Source organism: Agromyces sp. NPDC057865 (genome assembly GCF_042796995.1).
Lineage (GTDB): Bacteria > Actinomycetota > Actinomycetes > Actinomycetales > Microbacteriaceae > Agromyces.
The window spans coordinates 1,070,130-1,095,475 of sequence record NZ_JBHVMJ010000001.1; the positions used below are offsets into that span (position 1 = coordinate 1,070,130).

28 protein-coding genes are annotated in these 25,346 nt (G+C 70.6%); 14 read left to right on the forward strand and 14 right to left on the reverse strand.

What is annotated here, in order from left to right:
* Nucleotides 1–7: 7 nt before the first annotated feature.
* Nucleotides 8–1,150: a YbdK family carboxylate-amine ligase gene (locus ACFVN5_RS04990; RefSeq protein ID WP_376953681.1), complete on the reverse strand. Its 1,143-nt coding sequence runs from the start codon at nt 1,148–1,150 to the stop codon at nt 8–10.
* 302 nt (nt 1,151–1,452) lie between these two features.
* Between ACFVN5_RS04990 and ACFVN5_RS04995 the strand changes: the two genes are divergently transcribed.
* Nucleotides 1,453–1,827 carry a YciI family protein gene (locus ACFVN5_RS04995; protein WP_376953682.1) on the forward strand — a complete coding sequence of 125 codons (375 nt, stop codon included), beginning with the start codon at nt 1,453–1,455 and terminating at the stop codon, nt 1,825–1,827.
* A 27-nt stretch (nt 1,828–1,854) separates the two neighbouring features.
* Nucleotides 1,855–3,093: an RNA polymerase sigma factor gene (locus ACFVN5_RS05000; protein ID WP_376953683.1), complete on the forward strand. Its 1,239-nt coding sequence runs from the start codon at nt 1,855–1,857 to the stop codon at nt 3,091–3,093.
* A 13-nt stretch (nt 3,094–3,106) separates the two neighbouring features.
* Here the strand turns inward: ACFVN5_RS05000 and ACFVN5_RS05005 are convergent, their stop codons facing one another.
* From ACFVN5_RS05005 to ACFVN5_RS05020, 4 genes are read right to left on the reverse strand one after another with little or no spacing between them, the layout of a single operon-like run.
* Nucleotides 3,107–3,400: a DUF1905 domain-containing protein gene (locus ACFVN5_RS05005; RefSeq protein ID WP_376953684.1), complete on the reverse strand. Its 294-nt coding sequence runs from the start codon at nt 3,398–3,400 to the stop codon at nt 3,107–3,109.
* Nucleotides 3,401–3,409: 9 nt separating this feature from the next.
* Nucleotides 3,410–3,715, reverse strand: a complete 306-nt coding sequence (locus ACFVN5_RS05010; protein WP_376953685.1) for a DUF2510 domain-containing protein — start codon at nt 3,713–3,715, stop codon at nt 3,410–3,412.
* On the reverse strand, nt 3,708–4,526 hold the full coding sequence (locus ACFVN5_RS05015) for a sulfite exporter TauE/SafE family protein (protein ID WP_376953686.1): 819 nt from the start codon (nt 4,524–4,526) through the stop codon (nt 3,708–3,710). The genes ACFVN5_RS05010 and ACFVN5_RS05015 overlap by 8 nt, the downstream gene beginning before the upstream one ends.
* Nucleotides 4,527–4,557: 31 nt before the next feature.
* Entirely contained in the window at nt 4,558–5,103 is a 546-nt protein-coding gene (locus ACFVN5_RS05020) for a VanZ family protein (protein WP_376953687.1), read from the reverse strand.
* Between the two features lie 398 nt (nt 5,104–5,501).
* Here ACFVN5_RS05020 and ACFVN5_RS05025 point away from each other — a divergent pair, with 398 nt between their 5' ends.
* A complete protein-coding gene (locus tag ACFVN5_RS05025; RefSeq protein ID WP_056733649.1) occupies nt 5,502–5,705 on the forward strand; it encodes a cold-shock protein in 204 nt (67 codons plus the stop codon).
* A gap of 81 nt (nt 5,706–5,786) precedes the next feature.
* Here the strand turns inward: ACFVN5_RS05025 and ACFVN5_RS05030 are convergent, their stop codons facing one another.
* Genes ACFVN5_RS05030 through ACFVN5_RS05040 form a run of 3 tightly spaced genes read right to left on the reverse strand, consistent with a single transcriptional unit; the run spans nt 5,787 to nt 8,698 of the window.
* Nucleotides 5,787–6,659: an NAD-dependent epimerase/dehydratase family protein gene (locus tag ACFVN5_RS05030; RefSeq protein ID WP_376953688.1), complete on the reverse strand. Its 873-nt coding sequence runs from the start codon at nt 6,657–6,659 to the stop codon at nt 5,787–5,789.
* A gap of 54 nt (nt 6,660–6,713) precedes the next feature.
* The gene (locus ACFVN5_RS05035) at nt 6,714–8,342 is read right to left on the reverse strand and encodes a M14 family zinc carboxypeptidase (protein ID WP_376953689.1); all 1,629 of its coding nucleotides are present in this window, start codon (nt 8,340–8,342) and stop codon (nt 6,714–6,716) included.
* Complete coding sequence (locus tag ACFVN5_RS05040) at nt 8,342–8,698, reverse strand: hypothetical protein (RefSeq protein WP_376953690.1); 357 nt, start codon at nt 8,696–8,698, stop codon at nt 8,342–8,344. Before ACFVN5_RS05040 ends, ACFVN5_RS05035 begins: the two co-directional genes overlap by 1 nt.
* A gap of 365 nt (nt 8,699–9,063) precedes the next feature.
* Between ACFVN5_RS05040 and ACFVN5_RS05045 the strand changes: the two genes are divergently transcribed.
* Complete coding sequence (locus ACFVN5_RS05045) at nt 9,064–10,158, forward strand: fatty acid desaturase family protein (RefSeq protein WP_376954318.1); 1,095 nt, start codon at nt 9,064–9,066, stop codon at nt 10,156–10,158.
* Nucleotides 10,159–10,282: 124 nt separating this feature from the next.
* Complete coding sequence (locus ACFVN5_RS05050; protein ID WP_376953691.1) at nt 10,283–10,639, forward strand: zf-TFIIB domain-containing protein; 357 nt, start codon at nt 10,283–10,285, stop codon at nt 10,637–10,639.
* 101 nt (nt 10,640–10,740) lie between these two features.
* Here ACFVN5_RS05050 and ACFVN5_RS05055 read toward each other — a convergent pair whose 3' ends face one another.
* Together ACFVN5_RS05055 and ACFVN5_RS05060 are read right to left on the reverse strand one after the other, a co-directional pair.
* Nucleotides 10,741–11,442 (reverse strand): type 1 glutamine amidotransferase domain-containing protein, encoded by a 702-nt coding sequence (locus ACFVN5_RS05055; protein WP_376953692.1) that lies wholly within the window; start codon nt 11,440–11,442, stop codon nt 10,741–10,743.
* 62 nt (nt 11,443–11,504) lie between these two features.
* Nucleotides 11,505–12,740, reverse strand: a complete 1,236-nt coding sequence (locus ACFVN5_RS05060) for an MFS transporter (protein ID WP_376953693.1) — start codon at nt 12,738–12,740, stop codon at nt 11,505–11,507.
* A 240-nt stretch (nt 12,741–12,980) separates the two neighbouring features.
* Here ACFVN5_RS05060 and ACFVN5_RS05065 point away from each other — a divergent pair, with 240 nt between their 5' ends.
* On the forward strand, nt 12,981–13,436 hold the full coding sequence (locus ACFVN5_RS05065) for a MarR family winged helix-turn-helix transcriptional regulator (RefSeq protein WP_376953694.1): 456 nt from the start codon (nt 12,981–12,983) through the stop codon (nt 13,434–13,436).
* 139 nt (nt 13,437–13,575) lie between these two features.
* Here ACFVN5_RS05065 and ACFVN5_RS05070 read toward each other — a convergent pair whose 3' ends face one another.
* On the reverse strand, nt 13,576–13,992 hold the full coding sequence (locus ACFVN5_RS05070; RefSeq protein ID WP_376953695.1) for a VOC family protein: 417 nt from the start codon (nt 13,990–13,992) through the stop codon (nt 13,576–13,578).
* Nucleotides 13,993–14,153: 161 nt separating this feature from the next.
* Between ACFVN5_RS05070 and ACFVN5_RS05075 the strand changes: the two genes are divergently transcribed.
* The 6 genes from ACFVN5_RS05075 to ACFVN5_RS05100 all read left to right on the forward strand — a co-directional run bounded on the left by ACFVN5_RS05075 (nt 14,154) and on the right by ACFVN5_RS05100 (nt 18,226).
* The gene (locus ACFVN5_RS05075; RefSeq protein WP_376953696.1) at nt 14,154–14,555 is read left to right on the forward strand and encodes an ArsR/SmtB family transcription factor; all 402 of its coding nucleotides are present in this window, start codon (nt 14,154–14,156) and stop codon (nt 14,553–14,555) included.
* The gene (locus ACFVN5_RS05080) at nt 14,552–15,025 is read left to right on the forward strand and encodes an SRPBCC family protein (protein ID WP_376953697.1); all 474 of its coding nucleotides are present in this window, start codon (nt 14,552–14,554) and stop codon (nt 15,023–15,025) included. The genes ACFVN5_RS05075 and ACFVN5_RS05080 overlap by 4 nt, the downstream gene beginning before the upstream one ends.
* Before the next feature lie 50 nt (nt 15,026–15,075).
* A complete protein-coding gene (locus ACFVN5_RS05085; RefSeq protein ID WP_376953698.1) occupies nt 15,076–15,516 on the forward strand; it encodes a VOC family protein in 441 nt (146 codons plus the stop codon).
* 208 nt (nt 15,517–15,724) lie between these two features.
* A complete protein-coding gene (locus tag ACFVN5_RS05090) occupies nt 15,725–16,330 on the forward strand; it encodes a hypothetical protein (protein WP_376953699.1) in 606 nt (201 codons plus the stop codon).
* Complete coding sequence (locus tag ACFVN5_RS05095; RefSeq protein ID WP_376953701.1) at nt 16,327–17,187, forward strand: PhzF family phenazine biosynthesis protein; 861 nt, start codon at nt 16,327–16,329, stop codon at nt 17,185–17,187. The genes ACFVN5_RS05090 and ACFVN5_RS05095 overlap by 4 nt, the downstream gene beginning before the upstream one ends.
* Before the next feature lie 49 nt (nt 17,188–17,236).
* A complete protein-coding gene (locus ACFVN5_RS05100; RefSeq protein WP_376953702.1) occupies nt 17,237–18,226 on the forward strand; it encodes an aldo/keto reductase in 990 nt (329 codons plus the stop codon).
* 6 nt (nt 18,227–18,232) lie between these two features.
* Here the strand turns inward: ACFVN5_RS05100 and ACFVN5_RS05105 are convergent, their stop codons facing one another.
* Together ACFVN5_RS05105 and ACFVN5_RS05110 are read right to left on the reverse strand one after the other, a co-directional pair.
* Nucleotides 18,233–20,689: a phosphoketolase gene (locus tag ACFVN5_RS05105; protein WP_376953704.1), complete on the reverse strand. Its 2,457-nt coding sequence runs from the start codon at nt 20,687–20,689 to the stop codon at nt 18,233–18,235.
* Entirely contained in the window at nt 20,653–21,120 is a 468-nt protein-coding gene (locus tag ACFVN5_RS05110; RefSeq protein ID WP_376953706.1) for an aromatic ring-opening dioxygenase LigA, read from the reverse strand. The genes ACFVN5_RS05105 and ACFVN5_RS05110 overlap by 37 nt, the downstream gene beginning before the upstream one ends.
* A gap of 166 nt (nt 21,121–21,286) precedes the next feature.
* Between ACFVN5_RS05110 and ACFVN5_RS05115 the strand changes: the two genes are divergently transcribed.
* Both ACFVN5_RS05115 and ACFVN5_RS05120 read left to right on the forward strand, forming a co-directional pair.
* A complete protein-coding gene (locus ACFVN5_RS05115; protein WP_376953708.1) occupies nt 21,287–22,207 on the forward strand; it encodes an AEC family transporter in 921 nt (306 codons plus the stop codon).
* 87 nt (nt 22,208–22,294) lie between these two features.
* Complete coding sequence (locus tag ACFVN5_RS05120) at nt 22,295–23,077, forward strand: DUF1353 domain-containing protein (RefSeq protein ID WP_376953709.1); 783 nt, start codon at nt 22,295–22,297, stop codon at nt 23,075–23,077.
* A gap of 41 nt (nt 23,078–23,118) precedes the next feature.
* Here ACFVN5_RS05120 and ACFVN5_RS05125 read toward each other — a convergent pair whose 3' ends face one another.
* Complete coding sequence (locus ACFVN5_RS05125; RefSeq protein WP_376953710.1) at nt 23,119–25,290, reverse strand: hypothetical protein; 2,172 nt, start codon at nt 25,288–25,290, stop codon at nt 23,119–23,121.
* Nucleotides 25,291–25,346: the final 56 nt, after the last annotated feature.

A 25,346-nucleotide genomic window follows, 5' to 3' on the forward strand; every position in this document is an offset into this window, starting at 1 on the left:
CGTCGCCCTAGATGTTGTTCGACGTGGTCCGCTCGCCGCTACGGCCGTGGTTCGCGACGATCGTCGCGTCGAGGAGCCGTCGCACGCCCGCCATCCCGTCGATCGCGAACGCCGCGCGCTGCCGCTCCGCCCCGGTGCCGGTCCGGATGAGGCGTCGCACCGAGCTCTCGACCGCCTCGAGGTCGCCCTCATCCGCGAGCTCGCCGGCGACCATCTGCACGAAACGGCGGAGGACGTCACCAGCCGGCGCGAGTCCGCCCGAGATCGGATCGAACACCTCGGCCCGCATGCCGTAGTGCGCCGAGTGCACCAGCGCAGCGCTGAGCAGTTCGGTCGGCACCTCCGCCGAGGCGGTGGCCGCGGCATGCGTCGCCTCGGGCCTCGCGAGCATGTGGCTCACCAGCGCACGGCAGAGCGCGGCGATGAGCAACGTCGAGTCGGCGTCGAGCTGGGCGTCGCCCATGCGGAACTCGACCGTGGGAAGGTGCTCGGACAGGCGCACGTCCCAGGCGATCAGCGCCAGGTCCTTGGTGCCGCCGATGCCGAGGAGTCGATGGATCCGGCGGTCGTAGTCCGCGGCATCGACGAATGATGGCGGGCAACCCGCGGTCGTCCAGCGGCGCAGGAGGACCGTGCGCCAGCTGTCGTAGCCGGTGTCAAGGCCGCGCCACAGCGGCGAGTTGGCCGAGATGGCCGTGAGCAGCGGCATCCACGGCCGAGCGGCGTTGAGCGCGACGACCCCGGCCTCGCGGTCGGGCACGCCGATGTGCACGTGCAGGCCGCTCAGCTGGTGGTCGGCGATCATTCCGCCCACGTCCGTCACGATGCGGTGGTAGCGCTCGACGTCGGTGACGGAGGGGAACGGGGTCGTCTGCGGCGGCGTGCCCACGCTCGCCGCGACCACGCCGAGCTCATCGGCTCGGTCCGCCAGGAAGCGGCGGAAGCCGAGGAGCGCCGAACGCGCCTCCTCGAGCGAGGAGAACACCGCGGACGCGTGCTCGACCTGCGAGGCGAGGAACTCCTTGTGCGTCACGTCGGCCCACTGCGGCGACGCCATCAGGGCGCCGTACACGTCGGCCCCGACGTCTGCCGGCTGCAACGTGATGCGATCGAGGAACTGGAACTCCTCTTCGATCCCGAATGTCCTCACGACGTCACCCCTCCGCCGAACCCGACAACAGACTCGGGCACCGACCCCGAATCAGTGCCCCGATTCGACCATCGGTGGCTGGAATCCTCCTGTCAACCCCGTGACGGATGAACGGGTCTCGGCTATCCGATGGCCCCCGAACGAACGAGGACGGGCGCAGGATGCCGTCGGCGAGCGGGCCTCCGAGGCATCCGATCAGGGCGCATGTCGAGAACGCGACGGCAGCCTCGACATACTGGTGGGAGCGCGGTCCAGCCTCCTGAACGAAACGACGACGACGCACGATCGAAGGAGCGATTCCGATGAAGTACCTCATCCAGATCTACAGCAACCCCGAGTCGCGGGCGATGTGGGACACCTTCACCCCCGAGCAGCAGGCCGAGGGCTACGCGTACTACCAGGCGATCAGCGACGAGCTCGTGTCGAGCGGCGAGTACGTGGCCGCCGAGGCGCTCGCCGACGCCTCGCTCGCGAAGCGCGTGACGCAGACCGACGGCTCGGCCGTCGCGAGCGACGGCCCCTTCGCCGAGACGAAGGAGCTCCTCGCCGGGTTCTACCTCGTCGACTGCGAGACCGAGGCGCGCGCCGTCGAGATCGCCGGCCGCTTCCCCGAGGCCGAGTTCGGGCTCATCGAGGTCCGGCCGGTGCTCGACATGGCCGCACGCGGCGACGTCTGAGTCGTCGGCACGACGCCGGTCGAGCCGATGAGCGACGCCGTGGGCGACGCCGTCCGGGCACTGCGAGCCGCTGCACCGTCAGCGCTCGCGGTGCTCGTACGGCGCTACGGCGACTTCGAGACGTGCGAGGACGCCATGCAGGAGGCGCTCATCGCGGCATCCGCCCAGTGGCCTCGCGACGGCGTGCCCGACAGCCCGCGTGCGTGGCTCGTACAGGTGGCGTCGCGGCGCTACATCGACCAGGTGCGATCGGATGCCGCGCGTCGCCGCCGCGAGTCGCTCGCCGTCGACCTCGAACCGCCGCCCACGCCGGTCCCCGCGGTCGACGACACCCTCGCCCTGTTCCTGCTCTGCTGCCACCCGGCGCTCACCACGCCCTCGCAGATCGCGCTCACGCTGCGCGCGGTCGGCGGGCTCACCACCGCCGAGATCGCGCGTTCCCTGCTCGTGCCCGAGGCCACCATCGCCCAGCGCATCTCACGGGCGAAGGCGCGCATCAAGGCGAGCGACGAGGGCTTCCGGATGCCGCGCGCCGACGAGCTCGAATCGAGGCTCGGCGCGCTCCGCAGCGTCCTCTACCTCGTCTTCACCGAGGGCCATACCGCCAGCTCGGGCGACCGGCTCGCGCGCGTCGACCTCTCCGCCGAGGCGATCCGCCTGACCCGGCAACTGCACGACGCCGACCCGGATGCCTCGGGCGAGACGACCGGGCTCCTCGCGCTGATGCTCCTCACCGATGCCCGCCGCGCCGCCCGCACCGACGACGCGGGCGCGATCGTGCCACTCGACGAGCAGGACCGTTCGCGCTGGGACCGCGCCATGATCGACGAGGGCGTCGCGTTGGTGACCGCGGTGCTCGATCGGGCGCCCATCGGTCCGTACCAGCTGCAGGCCGCGATCGCAGCGGTGCACGACGAGGCCGACTCCACCGCGACGACCGACTGGCTCGAGATCCTCGGGCTCTACGACCTGCTCGCGTGCCTGGCCCCGAGCCCGATGGTGACGCTCGGGCGCATCGTCGCGCTCGCGATGGTGCAGGGCCCCGACGCCGGACTCGCGGCGCTCGACCGGGCCGAAGCCCAGCGCGACGACGGACTGACCGACCACCACCGGACCTGGGCCGTCCGCGCGCACCTCCTCGAGCAGTCGGGGTCGACGGATGCCGCGTCGCTCGCGTTCGCGGAGGCCGCACGTCGCACGCTCAACGGCCCCGAGCAGCGCTACCTCGCAACGAAGGCGGAGCGCCTGCGGAGCTCGGCGGGGTGAGGCGTCGCGAGGATCAGAGGTCGAGCACCTCGAGCGCGACCTCGACGTCGTCGCCCTCCTCGATGCCCTCGGCCGTGCGCACGGCCTTCTTCACCGGCAGCACGTAGCTGCCCTGCTTCGAGTCGGGGAAGATCGAGGTCGACCAGGTGGTGCCGCCCACCGTGACGCGCACGCGCACCGCCCCGAAGCCGCGCGGCATGCGCGGAACCTCGCGGACGTCGTCGCCGTACTCCTCGGGCAGGGTCACGAAGAACCAGCCGCCCTGCGCGCTCCACTCCCAGAGCGGCGCCGTGAAGCGGAATCGCATGCCCGGATGCTACCGGCGACCACCGACGCGGCGTCGCGGATCGCGCCGCTCGCGCGGCTCGCGCGCCACCGGTCCTGACTCGTCGGGCAGCGGAACCGTGGTGTGCTCGTCGGGCGCGCGCAGCGGCATCGTCACGGTGACCGTCGGTGCGGCCGACCCGAACAGCGCGGCGAGCGCGTCGTGCGAAGCCTCGAGTGCACCGTCGGCTCGGGGTCGCGGCGCCGTGTGCGGGCTCCACTTCGTGCCGTCCCAGTAGCGGAGGAGGGTGGCATCCGTCGCCTCGTCGTACCAGCCGGCGGTGCGACGCTCAGGCACCGTCGCGCTCCTTGCGGCTCAGGCGCACGGCGCGCACGGCGAGCTGCACCGCGGCGATGACCATGAGCGCGGCGAACAGCCACGCCGACCACTCGGGCGAGAGCAGGAACGCGATCGCGACGCCGCCGAACGAGGCGAGGGTCGCCGGGATGCCGACCACGAGCGCCACTCGGAGGTCGACGATGCCCGCTCGCGTGTTCGCGACCGTGCCGCTGATCGCCGTGGGGATCATGACGGCGAGCGAGGTGCCCTTGGCCACGAGGTCGCCCATGCCGAACAGCGCGATGAAGGCGGGCACCATGATGACGCCGCCGCCGATGCCGAAGAGCCCCGAGGCGATGCCGATCACGACGCCGAGCGCGATCATGCCGAGGATGGGCAGGACGTCGAACTCGATCGTCGTGTCGCCGCCGCGAACCGGCGCGACGACCACCATGCGCACGGCCACCGCGATGAGCAGCGCGACGAACAGCCAGCGCAGCCAGCCGAGCGAGAGCCTGCGCAGCAGCCACGACCCGATCCACGAGCCGACGATGCCGCCGATCGCCACGAAGAGCGCCGCGAGCAGGTCGATCTCGCCGTTCGCGAAGTACGTGAGCGAGCCGGCGAGCGCGGCGGGCACGATGGCCGCGAGCGACGTGGCCGATGCGCGCCGCTGGTCCATGCCGGCGACGAGGATGAGGAGCGGGACCATGAGGATGCCGCCGCCGACGCCGAACGCGCCCGACAGCAGTCCGCCCGCCGCCCCGACGAGCGCGAGGCGCACCCACGGCACGCGCGCCTGATCGGCGGGCGCATCGGGGGAGGTCACCCGCCCAGCGTACCGGCGCGCGAGCGCGTTCTCAGGCGGCGCGGTCGCTGCCGGCGAGGAGCGCGGTGGACTCGGCCCGCACTGTCGAGGCGGTGGTCACGGTCGGCTCGACCGCGGCCTCGGGCAGCGATTCGAAGGTCGGCACCGGGAGGGCGTTGGCGACCCGGACGGATCGGCGCACCATGCGGGCGGCCAGCACGAGGACCACGCCGAAGACGGCCCCCGCCGTGTTCATCACGAGGTCGCGGGGGTCGGAGATGCGGTGCGGCTCGGGCACCTGGATCAGCTCGATCACGGTGGTGAACGCGAGCCCTGCCAGGAGGGCGAGCGGCCAGCGGCGACGCGGGATGAGCAGGGCGGCGAGGATGCCGACCGGGATGAACAGCGCCACGTTGAACGCCATCTCGGAGAGGTAGCCGGTGGTCCAGGTGGTCGTCGCCGTCCACGAGTCGGGATTGAGGATGCCGCCCTCGAGCTGGCTGCCGGTGTTCGTGCGCCACGGCGTCGGCCCCACTGTCACCCACAGCACGAGGGCTGCGTAGGCGAGGGCGACGAATCGCAGGGGGCGGCGGTTCATGCCACGATTCTCCTCCGGTTCCCTATGAGCAGGCTGGCACGTTGCCGCATGTCCGCCGATCGTCCACATCGGGCCCCTGTCGAGGACGAGTGCGCACCACCAGGCCAGGTCTCGATCCCGCGTCATCGTGCGTCACCTGTGGATGGATCCGTGCTGTATCGTCGCGCGTGCACTAGGGTTGGGTGAACCTCCATCAGCGGGCAGACGCCCGTGCCTCCATCCGATTGCCCGGAGGCGGACCCATCCGCGTGGCATGACCCGATACGAGACGGCGGAAGCCCGAGCGCATTCCCGCCCCTCGCCCCTCGCTTCGGCGGCACGGTGCCGCCGAGGCCGCGATCGACCCTCGATCGCAGCGGGCACGCACCGAGCGGCCCGAAGGACAGAAGGACAGCAGTATGGCAACCGGAACCGTCAAGTGGTTCAACGCCGAAAAGGGCTTCGGCTTCATCGCCCCCGACGACGGCAGCGCCGACGTCTTCGCACACTTCAGCGCCATCACGGGCAGCGGCTACCGCTCGCTCGAAGAGGGCCAGAAGGTCGAGTTCGAGGTCGCGCAGGGTCCCAAGGGCCTGCAGGCCGAGAACATCCGCGGCCTCTAGGCTCCGCGAACCCGGACGCCGCCGCGACTCGTTCGCGGCGGCGTCCGTCGTCCCAGCCGACGACCGACTCGACGAGCGGTCTCAGCTCGGGCGCCCGGACGCCGCGGCATCCGTCACCTCGTCGCGCCATGAGTGACGCGGCTCGTACCCGAGCATCCGGCGCGCCTTGTCGATCGAGAGCATCGTGTCGTTGACCCCCAGGTCGCCGCGCACCGGAACGTCGGGGAACACCTCGGCGACGAGCTCGGCGTTCGGCCGGCTCATGACCGTGTCGGCGGCCGCGATGATGTACCGCTCGAAGCCGGGCTTCGCCGCGGCGAGCGCCCGACTCACGGCCTGCGCGCCGTCGCGCCCGTCGATGTAGCCCCAGAGGTTCCACTTGCGCAGGCTCGCGTCGGCGTCGAACGACGGGAACGCGTCGTAGTCGGCCGGGTCCATCACGTTCGAGAAGCGCAGCGCCGTGATCGAGAGCTCGGGGTGCCAGCGCACGAGCTCGATCGCCATCTGCTCCTCGAGGTGCTTCACGAGCGAGTACGTGCTCTCGGGTCGAGCCGCGTACTCCTCGTCGACGGGGATGTACGGCGGCGGCACGTCGAACGGGAGGCCGAGCACCGTCTCGCTCGAGGCGTAGACGATGCGCGTGATGCCGAGGCGGCGCGCCGCCTGGAGCACGTTGAACGTCGACAGCATGTTGTTGTGGAAGGTCGCGACGTCGCTCACGATGCCGGGCGCGGGGATCGCGGCGAGGTGCACGATCGCGTCGACGCCCGAGTGCCGGTCGTCGACGCCCGCGATGGCGTCGATCACCTGCCCGTAGTCGGTGAGGTCGACGCGGGTGACGGACTCGCGGTCGCCCTGCTGGTCGAGGTTGACGACCTCGTGGCCCTCCTCGCGGAGCGTTCGGACGACGGTGCGGCCGAGCTTGCCCGACCCACCGGTGACGGCGATGCGCATGCGTCAAGTCTCGCACCGGATGCCGCGGCCCCGCGTCGCGGCATCCGTCGCCGTTCACCGCGCTCGCGTCCGCGGCTTCGCGGCCACCTTCGCTTTCGGGGCGCCATTCTCGCCGGCCTTCCCGGCGGACGCCTTCGCATTCGCCGTGGCCTTCGGCGAGCCGTTCTCGACGCCCTTCGGCTTCGTGTTCGACCCGGTCGCGGCCCGACTGCGCGGCGGCGGCGGCTTCGGCTTCGCGCTCGGCGGCTGCGCCATGAGCCGCTCGACGGCCTTGGCCATCGTGACGCCCCGCATCGCGTCGAGGTGCACCTCGATCGCGCGGAGGTCCGTGCGCAGCGCCGGGTCGTCGACGCGCGTGCGGAGCCGGCGCAGGACCTTGACGCCCGCGTCGACCTCCTCGGCCGTGAGCTTCACGCTGTCGTCGCGCGCGAGGCCGGCGCTGCGCTTGACGAGCTCGGCGGACTCGGCGAGCAGGTCGCGATCCTGGAGCGCGGCCGCCAGCGCGGGCACCTCGACGCGTTCGAACAGTGCGATCCACTCGCGTCCGGCGTCGGTCGTGGCGAGCAGCTTGTCGCGCACCTTCCGCAGCGCGTTGACCTCGGTCTGCGCGCGGAAGAACTGCAGCCCGATGAGCTCGATCGCGCAGATGCTCTGGTGGAGCAGCGCCACCATGCCCGACTTCGCGTCGCGCTTGACCGGCTCGGGGTCGGCGGGGTGGAACGACTCCTCGGCGGAGCCCACGTATGGTCCCGTCTCGAACGTGAACCCGTACGTCTTGTTGAGGCGCGAGTTCGCGATGTGGCGGCTGTATGTGTAATCGCTCCACGTGCCCGTGGTCGGGTACAGCGCGATGCCCGCCTGGTTCGCGTACGTGCGGCCGCGGACGGCCTTGATGGCGTCGCGGATTCGTCCGCCCACCGTCTGGAACCGCTGCAGGTCGCGTGGCGGGATGTACTCCTGGTACCCCGGCACGCCGATGGGCGCGCACGTGCCCGTCGGCAGCGTCGTGAACCGCTTGGACGGATCCGTCGTCTGCGACGGCGCATGCCCCCACGGCCACAGGATCAGCTCGGAGTAGGAGTGCACGTCGACGAACGTGTCCACCCGGTGCGTGTCGAGCAGGTGCTTCACGTTGCGGTTCTCGGGCTCGCTGAACGCGCTCGGGCCGACGTAGATGTCGGTGCACGGGTTGCACGAGGTCTGGCCCTGCGTCACGCCCCACACGAAGTCGGCGTTGCGGTTGAGGTCGACGCCGATGCACGTCGTGCCCGCGTTCGTCCGACGGTTCTTGCGCCACATGCCGTCGATCGTCATGACGTGCACGCGACCGTCGGGGTTCACGCACGGCACCATCCAGATGTCGAGGGCCTCGAGGATGAGCTTCACGTCCGCGGCGGGCCAGCGGCGGCCGCCGTAGACGAGATCCCGCTCGTTGACGTAGCTCGTGAAGAGGTCGACGGCGAGCTCGACGATCGCGTCGGGGTTCATGAGCTCACGGGCGTGCGTGCCGCCGACGAGGAGCACGCCTCGGCGCTCGGGGCCCGTGCCGGCGCGCAGCCGGAGGGCGAAGACGGGGCGTCCCTGCACGGATGCCTCGGGCAGCTGGATCCGCGTGAAGAAGTCGGGGAACCACGTGGCGAGGAGCTGCGTCAGCGAGTCGAGCTGCGCGACGGTGCGGTACATCAGCCTTCCTCCTCACGCGGGATGCCGGCGACGCGTTCGTCGAGCCAGCGCCGTGCGTCCTCGTCGGACTGGATGAGCGACGGATCGAGCGGCTCGATCGGCACCGTGCGGAACACGCGCACCTCGTAGCCGCGTCGCACGAGCTCGGCGAGCTCATCCGCCGTGACGACGACGCGCACCCCGCCCTGCGGATCGGGGATGCGGTCGAGGTCGAGGTCGGAGACCTGCGCCAGCGCGACGTCGCGCTCGCCGGGGTGCACCGTCGCCTCGAAGCGGCCGCCCTCCGGGCGACCCGGCGCCTCGTCGACGGTCACGTCGCGTTCATCGCGCTCATCGCGCTTCGATCGCCTGGCCATGAGAATCCCCCTCAGGTCGATGGCACGCCCGAAGGTCGATGGCGCGCCCGACGCGCTCGTGCGGGCACCACGACTCGTGGCGGGCACGTCGAACGGGCTCCCCCCGGACCCCTCTGCGCGTCAACGTACTCCCGCCGCACAAGTGACGCAACCTCAGGTTCGATGGGTGCACGGATGCCGCGTCGAACCCCGTCGTGCCGTCGTCGGATGCCGCCGGCTGACGGGGGAGCGACGGTGTTCGGCACGCGCGGCATCCGGCCCCTCACAGGCCGTGCACATGTGCAGCCCATAGCGTTCGAGCATCTGCAGCGGGCGATCGCCCGCGACCCCCGGCTGGGAAGTCGACGACCCGCTGGGAACCCGACATCTCACACACCGAAACGGTCGGTGCACTCCGGGCCACTAGGCCCCGCACCGGCACTGCCGACATCACCCGCAGCTACACGGCCCTCTCCCGGGTCGTCCGCGAATCCGGCCTCCTGCATCGCACGCGCTGGTTCTACCTCGGGCTCGTCACGCTCCTGGCACTCGCCCTCGGCGGCGCGATCACCGGGTTCATCCTGCTCGGCGACTCCTGGTTCCAGCTCCTCATGGCCGGCGCGCTGGGGCTCATCTTCACGCAGTTCGCCTTCCTCGCGCACGAGGCGTCGCACCGGCAGGTGCTCGAGTCGGGGCCCGCCAACGACCGCATCGGGCGGATCCTCGCCGCGGGCGTCGTGGGCATCAGCTACTCGTGGTGGATGACGAAGCACACGCGCCACCACGCGAACCCGAACCGAGTGGGCAAGGACCCCGACATCGAGTTCGACACGATCTCCTTCACCGAGACGGATGCCGCGAGGCAGCGCGGCCTGATCGCGCTGATCACGCGCCGACAGGGCTGGCTCTTCTTCCCGCTGCTCACGCTCGAGGGCCTGAACCTGCACGCCCGGTCCATCCGGACCCTCTTCGACCGCGGGCCGGTCAAGGGTCGGTGGATCGAGCTCGGGCTCATCGCCGTGCGATTCACCGTCTACCTCGGGGCGATCTTCTGGGTCCTGCCGCTCGGCATGGCGTTCGCCTTCCTCGGCGTGCAGCTCGCGGTCTTCGGCGTGTACATGGGTGCCTCCTTCGCGCCGAACCACAAGGGCATGCCGCTCATCCCGGCCGACGTGAAGCTCGACTTCCTCTCGAAGCAGGTGCTCACCTCGCGCAACATCTCGGGCGGCCTCTGGGCGAGCGCACTGCTCGGCGGCCTCAACTACCAGGTGGAGCACCACCTCTTCCCGAACATGCCGCGTCCGCATCTCGCGAAGGCGCGCGAGATCGTGCGCGAGCACTGCCGCACGCTCGACGTGCCCTACACCGAGACGACGCTCGTGCGCTCGTACGGGATCGTCATCCGCTACCTCAACGAGGTCGGCCTCTCGGCTCGCGACCCGTTCGACTGCCCGATGGTGAACCGGTTCCGTCGGGCCTGACGCTCGCCGGATCCCGGCCTTCCACCCCGTGCCCGCCGGGTCTTCGTGTCGGGCATCTTCGGAGCTTCGCTCCATAGGGTCGTCACGACGCCGATGTTCGCGGACACCCCAGCAGGATTCCCCCATGCAGTGCCCCAATGACGCGACCGTGCTCGTGATGAGCGAACGCAGCGGAATCGAGATCGACTACTGCCCGACGTGCCGCGGCGTGTGGCTCGACCGCGGCGAGCTCGACAAGATCATCGAGCGCGACACCCGCGACTACGGGCAGGCCGCATCGGGAGCGCAGGCTCCCGCCGCGCCGGCCGCCCCCGCTGCGCCGCCCGCGCCGCTGCAGGCGCCCGGGTACCAGCAGCCCTCCTACGGGCAGCCGTCGTACGACCGCGCCTACGACCCGGCGTACGATAACCGCGGGTACGGCGACCAGGGCCCGTACCGCAAGAAGAAGAAGGAGAGCTGGCTCTCCGAGCTCTTCGACTGAGCAGCCGGCGGCCGTGCCTTCGACCACGGATGCCGCGACCGCCCGCCGGAGCCCGGACACGCTGCCGCGGCATCCGTCGCCGCTCTGCCGAAGCGAGCGACTCAGGCCGCGAGCGCCTCGAGCACCCGCCGCGCGACCGAGGTGCTCGACTGCGCGTTCTGGCCGGTGATGAGGTTGCCGTCGACGACCACGTGATCGCTCCAGGGCGCGGCGGATTCGATGACGACCCCCGCGTCGCGGAGCGCGGTCTCGACCCACCACGGCGTGTTCTCGCCGGTGCCGCCCGTCCGCTCCTCCTCGTCGGTGAAGACGGTGAGGCGGCGTCCGGCGAACGCGTTCGTACCGTCGGCGAGGGTCGCGGACAGCAGTGCAGCAGGCCCGTGGCAGAACGGCGCGATGATGGTGCCGGCGGTGTTCGCCGCCACGAGCACGCGACCCACGGCCGGGTCGGAGGCGAGGTCGGCCATCGGGCCGTGGCCGCCCGGCAACACGATCGCGGCGTAGTCCGCCGGGTCGACGTCGGCAACGGGGACCGCGGCGGCGAGCTCGTCGGCGATCGACGCGAGGTACGACTCGAGCTCGGCGACGGCCTCGGCGCTCCCGACGACGCCCGCGTCGATGCTCACGGCGTCGACCGTGGGGGTGACGCCGCCCGGCGTGGCGATCGTGACGCGGTGGCCGGCCGCGACCAGCTCGCGGTGCGCGGTCACGAGCTCCTCGGCCCAGAAGCCGGTCGGATGGTCCGACCCGTCCTTCATGGTGAGGCTGGTCGCGCCGGTGACGATCATGAGGAGGTCGCTCATTCGTGTTCCTGTTCTCGAGGCAGTGGGAGTGGGTTCGGATTCGGTCGGGTTCGTGGGCGGGCTCAGGCGACGGATGCCGCGGGCTCGCGCTCGGGCGAGTCGGACGACGTCGCGGCATCCGCTCGGTGCGCATTCGCGGCATCCGCCCGCTCGGCGCGACGTGCCGTGAGGGCCGCGACCGCCATGACCGCGAGCGCGGTGAGCGTGATGATCGCCCCGGCCCAGATCGGGGACGTGTAGCCGAGTCCGGCGGAGATGCCCACGCCGCCCGAGAACGCGCCGAGCGCGTTGCCGAGGTTGAACGCGCCGATGTTCGCGCCCGACGCGAGCGTGGGGGCCGAGGCGGCGTAGCGCATGATGCGGCTCTGCAGCCCGGGCACCGTGCCGAATCCGAAGGCGCCCATGAGCACGAGCAGGACGACGGTCGCGATGGGGCTCGACGCGAGCCAGGCGAAGAGCGCGAGCACGACGACCAGCGCGCCGATGAAGGCGAGCAGGGTGCCGTCGATCGAGCGGTCGGCGAGGCGTCCGCCGACCCAGTTGCCGACGACGAGGCCCGCGCCGAAGAGCACGAGCAGCCAGGGCACGGCGGTCGCGTCGAAGCCGCTCACCTCGGTGAGTGTGTAGGCGATGTACGTGAATGCGCCGAACATTCCGCCGAAGCCGAGGACGGTCACGAGGAGAGAGAGCCACACCTGGCCCGAACGGAACGCGCCGAGCTCGCGGCGCAGGCTCGGAGCAGGTCCGTCGCGGTGGAGCGCCGGCACGAGGGCGGCGATGCCGATGAGGGCGAGCACGCCGATCACGGCGATCGCCCAGAACGTCGATCGCCAGCCGAACTGCTGGCCGAGGAACGTGCCGAACGGCACCCCGAGCACGTTCGCGGCGGTGAGCCCCGTGAACATGACGGCGATGGCGCCGGCGGCCTTCTCGGGTGCGACGAGTCCGGCCGCGACGACCGAGCCGATGCCGAAGAACGCGCCGTGGCAGAGCGCGGCGATGACGCGTCCGGTCATCATGGCCTCGTACGTGGGCGCGAGCGCCGACAGCGCGTTGCCCACGATGAAGAGCACGAGCAGGCCCATGAGCACGGGCTTGCGGGGGAGCCGCGTGGTGGCGGCGGTCAGGCCGAGGGCACCCACGACGACGGCGAGGGCGTAGCCCGAGATGAGCCAGCCGGCGGCGGCCTCGGTGACGCCGAAGTCGGCGGCCACCTCGGGCAGCAGGCCCATGATGACGAATTCGGTAAGGCCGATGCCGAAGCCCCCGATGGCGAGGGCGACGAGTCCGAGTGGCATGCGGGAGATCTCCTGGGAAGCGGTAAGATAGTTGCAGACGCGTTCTATTGCGAACGCGGGCACAATACTTGCACACGCAAATACAAAGCGCAAGCAACTACTTCGCTACGTCGGTCGGGTGGTATCCGTCCCGCGGACCGATCGACAAGTCAACAAATCGATAGATCGACGAGTCAACAAATCGACAAGTCAACAAATCCACCGAACTCACGAACAGATCGACCGACCGAGGAGCATCACATGGGCATCGCCGACGACGCAGTCGAGGTGCGCGCACAGGGCTGGCGCACGCTCGCCGCCCTGCACGGCATGATCGAGGCCGAGCTCGAGCGCGCGCTCGCGGCATCCGTCGACCTCTCGGTCGTCGAGTACACCGTGCTCGACGCGCTGAACCGGCAGGACGGCTGGCACATGCGCATGCAGCAGCTCGCGCGCGCCGCCGCACTCAGCCCGAGCGCCACCACGCGCCTCGTGAACCGGCTCGAGGACCGTGCGCTGCTCACGCGCATCCTGTGCGCCGACGACCGCCGCGGCATCTACACCGAGCTCACCCCCATCGGCCGCGCGCTCTACGAGCAGGCGCGCCCGATCCACGACGAGACGCTCGAACGCGTGCTCGCCGAGGCGGCCGAGCAGCCCGAGCTCGCGCCCGTCGTCGAGGCGCTGCACGGCGCCACAGCGCCCGCCGCCGGCTGAGCGACGAGCAACGAGGCCCGGCGCGACGCGAGCGCAATTCAGGCGATCGGCCGCGATACGGCTGCGCCCAGCCGGCCACGCCCGCAGTACGACGGCGCGGCATCCGCCGCTCGAGGTGACGGATGCCGCGTCGTGATCGTCAGGCGGCCGCGCCGCCGATGTTGATGAGCCAGCTCACGCCGAAGCGGTCGACCAGCATGCCGAACGCGTCGCCCCAGGGCGCCACCTCGAGCGGCTGCACGATCGTCCCGCCGTCGGCGAGCTTGTCCCAGTAGCCGCGCAGCGTTGCGTCGTCCTCGTTGGGGCCCGACAGCGAGACCGAGAACCCCGAGATGCCGTTGTAGTCCATGTGCTTCGGGGTGTCGGCGCCCATGAGCGTGAGCCCCGGTCCGTCGAGCTGCGCGTGCATCACCAGGTCGTTCTCCGACGGGTCCTGCGCGGACTGGTAGTCGGCGAACGTCGAGACGTTGAGGTCGCCCCCGAAGACGGAGTGGTAGAACTCCATCGCCTCGCGGGCGTTGTCGCGGAAGTTCAGGTACGGGTTGAGCGTGACCATCGTGGCCTCCAGATCGTCGTCGGTCCTCCGCCCGATTCTGCTCCGGATGCCGTGGCGACGCGAGGGGTTCTCGGCAAACTCTTGACGACCATCGGCGATGGGCGTACTCTCGTAATCAACCAAACAGTTGATCAAGCATCGAGTTGACAAAGGAGGCGGACATGATCTACGACCCGAGTGCCGATGACCGCCTCGACCGGGCCTTCATGGCCCTCGCCGACCCGGTGCGCCGCCGCATCATCGCCCGGCTCAGCCGTGGCCCGGCAACGGTCAACGACTTGGCCGAGCCGTTCGAGATCACCAAGCAGGCGGTCTCCAAGCACATCCAGGTGCTCGAGCAGGCGGGGCTCGTGACGCGCACGCGCGACGCGCAGCGCCGGCCCGTGCACCTGGATGCGGCGCAGCTCGAGGCGCTCACCGCATGGATCGACCGCTACCGGCTGATCCACGAGCAGCAGTTCCGCAACCTGGACGCGCTGCTCACCGACCGCGGCACGGACGCCGCGGCATCCGACACCGATGCCCCGCAGGGCGGGGCCGCACAGGAAGCGACGGAACCATGACGAACCCCGTCACCATCAACGCCCCCGAGGGGCTCCCCTTCATCGAGATCATCCGCGAGTTCGACGCGCCCGTCGAGGCCGTCTTCCGCGCCCACTCCGAGCCCACGCTCGTGAAGCAGTGGCTCGGGCCCAACGGCTACGAGATGGACATCGAGCGCTGGGACTTCACGACCCAGGGCGGCTACCGCTACGTGCACCGCAACCCCGAGGGCGAGGAGTACGCGTTCAACGGCACGTTCCACACCGTGCGGCCGAATGAGTTCGCGGTGCAGACCTTCGAGTTCGAGGGCGTGCCCGACGTGGTCGCCGTCGAGTCGATGACGTTCGAAGACCTGGGCGACGGCCGCACCCGGCTGCGCGGCTGGTCGACCTACCCCAGTGTCGAGGCCCGCGACGGCATGGTCGAGTCCGGCATGGAGATCGGCCTGCGCGAGGGCTACGAGCGCCTCGACGCGATCCTCGACGCCTGACCCCATCACCGCGCACGATCACGCGAAGAGCGAAGAGAACGGAGCACATCATGGACTGGACCCTCGAGGTCGTCCTCCTCCCCGTCACCGACATCGACCGGTCCGTCGCGTTCTACCGCGACCAGGTCGGGTTCGACCTCGACCACGACACGCGCAACGAGCACATGCACGTGGTGCAGCTCACCCCGCGCGGATCCGGTTGCTCGATCGTGATCGGCGACCTGCCCTCGCAGCGCGAGATGGCGCCGGGCTCGATGCGCGGCCTGCAGCTCGTGGTCGCCGACGCGGCCGCCGCCCGCGAGGAGCTCGTCTCCCGCGGCATCGAGTGCAGCGAGATCACGGTGTTCGACGAGCGCGACGGCGGCACCTTCTTCGGGTTCGCCGATCCCGACGGCAACACCTGGGCCGTGCAGCAGATCAAGGCGCGCGGCGAGCGGCCGCTCATCCCGCTCGACGCCCGCCAGCGCTTCGGCGCGGAGCAGGAGGGCTGACGGCACGGCCGATCACCTCGGCAGTGCCCAGCGGATGCCGCGGGCCGTCCCCATCAGGGATCGGACCCGTGGCATCCGCTCGTCTGCGCCCCCGCCTGCGCGTTCGCGCCGACGTCCGCCGATCACGTGTGGAAACCCGGCGACATCCGACCGCCGAACCATTGCATCGAGCCGCCGGCGCGGCGATCATGATGCGGGGGGTTCTGACATGGGGAGGCAGGCGAAGGCGACCTGGATCGGCGATCACGGAACCGCAGCATCCGTGACGCTGCACCTGGAGGCCGCCGGATTGCAGATCTCGGGCGAGCGACGAGGGCGCGTGCCCCGTTCGGCGTGGTCGCATGTGGAGGCGGCCGACGGCGTGGTGTCGTTCGAGGCCGATGGATTGACGTACCGGTTCGAGCTGGGCGCAGCGGCGCCGACGTGGGCGACGGCGCTCACCACGCCGCCGCCGACGCTTGCGGAGAAGCTCGGAGTGTCCGACGGCGAGGCGGTCGCGGTGCGCGGTGCGCTGCCGCTGCCCGAGCTCGACGAGGCGCTTTCAGGCGCCACGCGGGTGCCGCCGTGGGAGGCGGACGTGGTCGTGGTCGTGGTGCACAGCGACGCCGAGCTCGAGTCGCTCCCGGTGTGGTTCCGGGAGTGCGGCATCGCCTCGCACGTGTGGGTGGTGCACGGCAAGGGCCGGACGAGCAGCGCACCCGGCGACAACGCCGTGCGCGCCGTGCTGCGCGCCGCCGGATGGCGCGACACCAAGGTCAGCGCGGTGGCCGACGAGTGGTCGGCCACGCGCTACTCGCCGACGAAGGCGTCATGACGGCCGAGCCCACGGTGCTGCGGTACGCCGCGTTCACCGACGATCCGGCGGGCGGCAACCCGGCGGGCATCGTCCTCGACGCGTCGGCGCTCGACGACGCGGCCATGCAGGCCATCGCGATCGAGGTCGACTACTCCGAGACCGCGTTCGTGACCGGTCGCAACGGCGACCTCCGCACCGTGCGGTACTTCTCGCCGATCTCCGAGGTGCCGTTCTGCGGCCACGCGACCATCGCCACCGCGGTCGCCATCGCCGAGCGCGAGGGCCCCGGCATCGTGCGGTTCGCGACCCCGGTCGGCGAGATCTCGATCGAGACACGCGACGACGGGAACGGCCTGCGCGCGGCCTTCACGAGCCCCGACACCGACCTCGCGCACTTCCCCGAGTTCGCGCTCGACGCCCTGCTCGAGCTCATCGGCGTCGACCGCGTGCACCTCGATGAGCGGTACCCGCCTCGGATCGCCACCGCCGGTGGCCGACACCCGGTGATCGTCATCGCCGACGCGCACGTGTTCGACGACTTCCGGTTCGACCCCGGCGCCATGCGCGCGTTCATCGACGCGCAGGGGTGGCCGCTCACGATCGCCGTGCTGCATCGGGTGTCGGATGCCGCGGACGGCGCCTTGCACTTCGAGGCGCGCAACATCTTCCCGGTGGGCCGCATCACCGAGGACCCGGCGACGGGCTCGGCCGCGGCCGCCCTCGGCGGCTACCTGCGCGGACTCGGCGCGGTGCACCCGCCGGCCCGCGTCGTGATCGAGCAGGGCCGGCACGTCGGCCGCCCGGGGCGGCTCATCGTCGAGATCCCCGAGGAGGGCGGCATCGTCGTGAGCGGTCGCGCGGTGCCGATCCGCTGAGGTGCGGGCGCGGCATCCGTCACCCCCGCCCGCGGCTAGGCTCGACCCCATGCAGACCCGCACCCTCGGCCGCACCGGCCGCACCGTCTCCGCGATCGGCCTCGGCACCTGGCAGCTCGGCGCCGACTGGGGCGACGTCGACGAGGCCGACGCGCTCGCCGTGCTCGACGCGGCGCACGAGTCGGGCGTCACGTTCTTCGACACCGCCGACGTCTACGGCGACGGCCGCAGCGAGACGCTCATCGGGCGCTGGCTGCGCGAGCACCCCGGCTCGGGCGTGACGGTCGCCACGAAGATGGGCCGGCGGATGCCGCAGGAGCACGAGAACTACTCGCTCGACCACTTCCGCGCATGGACCGACCGCTCGCGCGCGAACCTCGGCGTCGACACGCTCGACCTCGTGCAGCTGCACTGCCCGCCGACCTCGGTGTACGCCGACGACCGCGTGTTCGACGCGCTGGACACGCTCGTCGACGAGGGCGCGATCGCCGACTACGGCGTGAGCGTCGAGAAGGTCGAGGAGGCGCTCACCGCGATCGCCCGTCCTCGTGTCGCGAGCGTGCAGATCATCCTCAACGCGTTCCGGCTGAAGCCGCTCGACGACGTGCTGCCCGCCGCACGGGCGAACGGCGTCGGCATCATCGCGCGCGTGCCGCTCGCGAGCGGACTCCTGTCGGGCCGCTACACGCTCGAGACCGAGTTCGCCGCGAACGACCACCGCAGCTTCAACCGGCACGGCGAGTCGTTCGACGTCGGCGAGACGTTCTCGGGCGTCGACTACGCGACCGGGGTGCGTGCGGCATCCGAGTTCACCGAGTTCGCACGCCAGGCGGCGCCCGACGCCACGGCCGCCCAGGTCGCGCTCGCCTGGGTCGCCGCGCAGGACGGCGTGAGTTCGGTCATCCCCGGCGCGCGCAACCCCGAGCAGGCGCGAGCGAACGCGGCCGCCGGGTCGCTCGAGCTGCCGGCGTCGTTCCAGTCGCAGGTGCGCGAGCTCTACGACCGCGACATCCGCCCGCTCGTGCACGACCGCTGGTAGCGCGGCTCAGCGCGACTCGTACTCCCACCCGGTGACCCAGTCGGGGTCGATGCCGTGCTCGTACGCGTACTCGCGCGCCGCGTTGCGCGCCGCGTGCCACTCGTCGGCGATCTCGGCCACGCCGGGCCGCTCGGCGAGCCCGGGCACGCGGTGGATCACGTCGAGCGCGAGCCGGTACCGGTCGAGGTCGTTGAGGTGCAGCATGTCGAACGGCGTCGTCGTGGTGCCCTTCTCGACGAAGCCGCGCACGTGCAGGTTGGCGTGGTTCGTGCGCCGGTAGGCGAGCTGGTGGATCAGCGACGGGTAGCCGTGGAACGCGAACACCACCGGCCGGTCCTTCGTGAAGATCGCGTCGAAGGCGAGGTCGTTGAGCCCGTGCGGGTGGTGCGACGGATCCTGCAGCCGCATGAGGTCGACGACGTTGACGACGCGCACGCGCAGGTCGGGCAGGCGCTCGCGCAGCAGCAGCGCGGCCGCGACGGTCTCCATGGTCGGCACGTCGCCCGCGCAGGCCAGCACGACGTCGGGCACGGATGCCGCGGGGTCGGCCGCGTCGTACCCGGGCTCGTTGCTCGCCTCGGCCCAGATGCCGATCCCCTGTTCGACGTGCGCCTCGGCTTCGGCGTGCGTCATCCACTGCGGCGCCGGCTGCTTGCCCGCCACGATGACGTTGACCCGGTTCTGCGTGTCGAACACGTGGCGCATGACCACGAGCAGGGTGTTCGCGTCGGGCGGCAGGTAGACCCGCACGACGTCAGCCTGCTTGTTCACCACGACGTTGAGGAAGCCCGGGTCCTGGTGCGAGAAGCCGTTGTGGTCCTGTCGCCACACGTGCGACGACAGCAGGTAGTTGATGGAGGCGAGGTCGCCGCGCCACGGCACGTGGGTCGCGGACTCGAGCCACTTCGCGTGCTGGTTGAACATCGAGTCGACGATGTGGATGAACGCCTCGTAGCTCGTAATGAGCCCGTGCCGCCCGGTGAGCAGGTAGCCCTCGAGCATGCCCTGCATGAGGTGCTCGCTGAGGGCCTCGGTCACGCGCCCTGAGCGAGCCAGGTGCTCGTCGAGCGGATGCAACGACTCGGCCCACACCCGCTGCGTCACGTCGAACACCGCGCCGAGCCGGTTCGACAGCACCTCGTCGGGGCCGAAGAGCCGCACGTCGTCGGGATTGCGCCGCATGAGCTCGGCGAGCCACCCGCCGAACACGCGCGTCGACTCGGCGGAGTCGCCGCGGTCGCCGGGATCGACGTCGACCGCGAACTCCTCGGTCGGCGGCAGGTCGAGCGGCCGCACGATGCCCGCGTTCGCCACGGGGGTCGCGCTCATCCGCAGTTCGCCGCGCGGCCGCAGCGGGTCGAGGTCGGCGACCGGCCGCCCGTCGGCGTCGAAGAGCTCTTCAGGTCGGTACGACCGCAGCCAGGACTCGAGCATCGCGAGGTGCTCGGGGTTCTCGCGCACCTCGGCGAGCGGCACCTGGTGGGCGTGGAACGTGCCCTCCACCTGCACCCCATCGACCACGCCGGGCCCGGTCCAGCCCTTGGGCGTGCGCAGCACGATGGCGGGCCACCGCGCCGCGTTCTCGTCGAACGCGCCCGCCGCGGCATCCGCCCGGATCGCGGCGATGCGCTCGTAGGCGACGTCGATCGCATCGGCGAGACGGCCGTGCACGGCCCTGTGGTCCTCGCCGTCGAAGCCGCCCGTGACGAGCAGCGGCTCGTAGCCGTTGCCGCGGAAGAAGTCGACGAGCTCAGCCTCGGGGATGCGCGCGAGCAGCGTCGGGTTCGCGATCTTGTAGCCGTTGAGGTGCAGGATCGGCAGTACGGCGCCGTCGGTGACCGGGTTGAGGAACGAGTGCCCGCGCCAGCTCGCGGCGAGCGGCCCGGTCTCGGCCTCGCCGTCGCCGATGACGCAGGCGACCACGAGGCCGGGGTTGTCGAGCGCCGCCCCGAACGCGTGCATGAGCGAGTACCCGAGCTCGCCGCCCTCGTTGATCGAGCCCGGCGTCTCGGGCGCCGCGTGCGACGGGATGCCGCCGGGGAACGAGAACTGGCGGAACAGCTGCTCCATGCCCGGGCGGTCGAAGGTGATCGCGGGGAACAGCTCGGAGTACGTGCCGTCGAGCCACGTGTTCGCGACCATCGCCGGTCCGCCGTGCCCGGGCCCGCACACGTAGAGCGTCGGCGTGCCGCGCTCGACGATCGCGCGGTTGAGGTGCGCGTAGACGAGGTTCAGGCCCGGCGACGTGCCCCAGTGCCCGAGCAGCCGCGGCTTGACGTCGTCGGGCTCGAGCGGGCGGTCGACTAGCGGGTTCCGCATCAGGTAGATCTGGCCCACGCTCAGGTAGTTCGCCGCACGCCACCAGGCGTCGACGACCTCCAGGTCGACGGATGCCCCGCCGCTCGACGCCACGTCGTCGCCGCCGCTCAGACCGGCCGCCTCCCGAGTGCGAGCAACGACCATCCGTAGAGCACGGCGATCACGCCGGTGCCCGCGGCGAGGAGCGCCACGCCGAACGCGACGATCGAGGTGAAGAGCGAGGTGCGCAGGTACGAGGCCGTCGCCGCTGTCTCACGCAGCGGGTCGTCCTGGTCGAGCTCGGCGTAGGTCTTGCCGCCGGTCGCCGCGAGCGCGTGCTTCTGGATGACCTCCGCCTGCGCCCACGCGGTGATCGGGTCGAGCACCTGCTGGCCCTGCGCGAATGCGGCGTCGTCGCTGACGACGATGTTCTCCTCGGCCAGCTGCGTGGTGACGCCGATCCACGCGGCGACGCCGCCGAGGATCATCAGCGCGCCGATGACGATGCCGACGATGCCGGCGAATCGGGATCCCCCGCTGCCCCGCTTGGGCTGCTCCGTCGTGGTGCGTTCGGTGTCGTCCACCTGTCCGCTCATGGCTTGTTCCCCCTCCCAGTCGGGGGCGATTCCCGCCCTCGGGGGCAGCGTATCGGGCGGCGCCGGTCGGGCGGAAGAGGTCGGCGGCGACGGGCGCGGTTCGCCCGCGGGGTAGGCTCGTCGCGATGAGCCGCCCGTTCCGCGCACCGCACCGGGACGTGCGCGCGTGATCGGCATCCTGACCGGATTCGCGGTCATCGCCCTCGCCGTCTTCGTCGGCTGGGTGGCGGCTCGCACGGGGGTGCTTCCGCCCGAGGCAAGGCCAGTGCTGGCGCGCCTGAACTTCCACGTGCTGGCGCCGTTCCTGCTGTTCTCGGTGCTCGCGACGGCCGACGTCGGCGCGCTCTTCTCGGCGCTGCTGCCGGTGTCGGCGGTCACCGCCGTCGCGATGATGGTGATCTTCGCCCTCGTCGCACTGCTCGCCTGGCGGCGCTCGCTCGCGCAGACGGTGATCGGCTCGCTCGCCTCCGGCTACGTCAACGGCAACAACTTCGGGATCCCGATCGCCGTGTACATGCTCGGCGACGCCGCGTGGTCGGCGCCGGTCGTCCTGCTCCAGCTCCTGTTGTTCGCGCCCATCGCCCTGGCCGTGCTCGGCGCCAAGGTGGAGGGTCGCGCGTCGGCGTGGGACATCGTGCGGTCGACGTTCACGAACCCGATCATCGTGGGATCGCTCCTCGGCGTGCTGGTGGCCGTCACCGGCATCGAGCTGCCCGCGTGGGTGCTCGATCCGATCGAACTCATCGGACACGCGGCGGTGCCGCTCATGCTCATCGCCTACGGCCTCTCGCTCCATGGGCAGCGACTCCTCGAGCCGGGCACCGGCCGTCGCGACGTACTCCTCGCTGCGACGCTGAAGCTCGTGGCGATGCCGCTCGCGGCGTGGGCGCTCGGCCGCTTCGTGTTCGGGCTCGAGGGCATCGAGCTCTACGCGGTCACGGTGCTGGCGGCGCTGCCGACCGCCCAGAACGTGTTCGTGTTCGCGCAGCGCTACGAGACCGCCGAGGTCGTGGCGCGCGACACCGTCTTCGTCACCACGATGGGATCGGTGCCGGTGCTCTTCGCAGTGGCGCTGCTGCTCGGCTGACCGGGCGCGGCAGGATGGTCGCGAGCGCGTTCGTGCGACCCCCAGAGCATGAGCGACCCTCGCGACCCTGCCAGCGAAGGAGACCGCATGCCGTTCCGCACCGACGACGGGCAGCCCCTCGGCGAGCTGCTGCTGGCCCAGCGCCCAGCCGACGGCCATCGCTTCGAGGTGCGGGCCGGGTTCGTCTACGACGATCCGGTGACGGGCCGCCGCTACACGGTGCCCGCGCGTCCGGCGGGGGCGCCGCTGCCCGACCCCGGCGTCGCGGAGCCGCCCGTGCACGGCGTGACCGACCTCGCCTCGGTGCCCATGTGGATGTGGAGCTTCATCGCGAGCTACGGACGCCAGTCGGCGCCGGCGATCCTGCACGACGAGCGCTCGATCGTCGCGGCGGAGCTCGGCGATCGACGCGCGGCCCTCGCGCAGCGCCGCGAGGACGACCGGGTCTTCCGCACGGGACTCCGCGAGCAGCGGGTTCCAGTCCTGCGGTCGTGGCTGATGTGGGCGTGGGTCGCCGCCGACCGCGAGCGGCAGTTCGGCGGGGCGGCCGGCGTGCTGCTGCTCGTGCAGTCGATCGTCGGAGCGATCGTGGTGCTCGGGGCATCCGTCGCCGCGTTCTGGAACCCGTGGTGGCTGCTCGCGCTGCCCGCCGTGGCGCTCGCCGCGCTGCTCTGGGCGGCGGCGGGCCTCGCGGTGCTCGTGCTGCTGCTCACGGGATCGCTCGCGGTGCTCGGCCCGCTGCTCGCGCTGCACCTCTCCGCGCTCGTGCCGTTCCGGCTCGTCGAGGCGATCGTCGAGGTGGCCGCTGGAGGTCGTGCGGCCGACGTCGTGCGGCCGACGGTGGCGCCTGTTGCGGAACGGGATTCGTGACACCAGTCACGAGGATCGGAGCGTCGAAGACAGCCGCTGTATCAGGACGAGGACCGAACCTGTTCGACTGATCCCCTGTTCGTCTTCGCCTCCGCGGCCATGCGTCGGAGCTCGAGTTGCCGTGACTGCTGGATATTGGACAACCACTGCCCTCGCTTCCGCTTGAGTGCTCGTAGCTCGGCCTTGTCTTTAGCGAGGAAGACCTTGCGGTCGTCGAGGTCCGATTGAAACTCCGCAGTTGAGACCACGTCCTTCAATCTGAGCGCCACCGGCGGTGCTGATTCGGCACCCACTGGACCGCGGGCGGGGACCACCATCGGTGCAGGTGCGATGAGTGGTTCGATGAAGACGAATATCGCGATGAGCGCGATGCCGGAACAGGTCCATACGACGGCTTGCACCTGCCAGCTGCTGGCCCAAACGATCACCGTTGCGCAGAGCGACCAGGCCGCTCCGGTGACAAACAGGGCTCTGGGAATCGACCACAGGGCGAGCCACGCGAATGGCGACTTCGGGCATCGTTTCCACACTCGCGAGCGCTGACTGAATCGCGAGACGAACTGGTTGATCCAGATGAAGAACGCGAGAAGGAGCAAGGACGAAAGCACCCACCCCCAAGGTGAGAGGAGCAGCTGCGGACCGTCCATCGGATCGGGCTGCTTCGACGGGTCGGCGAGAAGGAACTGGACGTGCTGCTTGGCGGACTCACCGGTGACCGTCGAACCCGGGATGATGCCGAGCAACGTTCCGACCAACCACGCGATCCCTTCGTAGATCCAGATCAGCCATGATGCCGTCAGCGGGAGACCAGGAAGGGTTGCCGCCATCGCCACCGCGGCAAGCATGTTGACGCCGTTCGACTTCTGGTCCACCACGGCGAGCCGGTTCTCCACGTACTCGACAGAGGGCTTCGACGCGGGGAACCGCGCACCGAGGAGCGAACGCGCAGTCGGATCGACCACCTGGACGATGTTCTTGTAGTACACGGAATGGTCGGTGAACGGCTGGCTGGTGTTGTGGACGGCATGCTCTTCCGGTCCCATGCTGTCGTCCGGCACGGGGAAGTACGCGTTGCGCCAGCGAGCACGCGCCCCGTAGTTCGTGTCAGCTATGGGCCCCGCGGAGAACGGATCCCAGATCCCCCAGTGGTTCGCCCACGCGACCGGAGCGTCTTGCGTCTTGTCCAGCCAGTTCGACACCGGTGTGTAGACATCGGGTCGCCCGCGCCACTTATCGCGCCCGAGTAGCACTACGGCGGCGCCGACGGTCGTCAGGCGAGTGACCCGGTAGTCGGAGGGAGTGAGTTCCTCGAACAGCGCGTACGTCGCGACGGCGGCTCCTTGCGAGTGGGCGAACACATGGACGTCGCCGTGATCTCCCACGAGGCGCTTGGCCTGCTCGAGCGCGCTACGCACGACGAGTCGCATCGCCGTGGCGCGCACGGGACGCTCCTTCCAGGCCGCGACATCACCGATGGACTCGACGACGCCGTCGATCACCTTCTGCGCGACGTTCTTGAACCACGGAATGAGCAGCAACGGCGAGAGCAGAGGAAGGACCACCGATGCGATCAGGCCGAGGGCGATCACGACTGCCGACGTGACGACGAACGCGGTGAAAGCGAGTAGGAGTCGTGCCAGATCGACGGTGAAGACCAGGACGATTGCGATGATCCGGATCGGAGCGAACTTCGGCCACTTCTGCCAGATGTTCCTCGGGTGATTGGTCATCGTGTACCAGGGGACCAGCACCATGGTGCCCCAGAACTGCGTCAGCATCCGCAGGATGGCATGCCAGAGGAACCCGATCGCCCATTGGAACACCTGCGCGCGAGTCATCGGGACGAATGACTCAGACCATCGCGCCTCGATGATCGCGACGCGGTGTTCGATGGTCGACCGTTCTTTCGGTGGAGTCGACTCGGGCCCTGGGAATCGCACGGTCGCGGTGATGATCGGGAGATCGCCGACAAGATCCGAATTGTGGATCGTGACGCCGTGATCGCCGTTCGCGCCGATGACGCGGTCACGCGCGAGCCAGTCCATTCGCTGAAGGAGCGGTTCCGCCCACTCGAGCAGGATCTGGCTGCGGTAGGCCGCACCCATGCCGTGTACGAGAACCAGGACGGTGTCGTACGGCTTGGCGCGCTCCGCCAGCCAGTCCCCCCACCGCTGCGTACGCCGGGTTCGCCGCCGATTCGTTGCCATCCTCATGTCGTCCCCCTCAGGGTGCAGACGAGATGGGCATGAGTGTGGGGCAACGGGGCGTC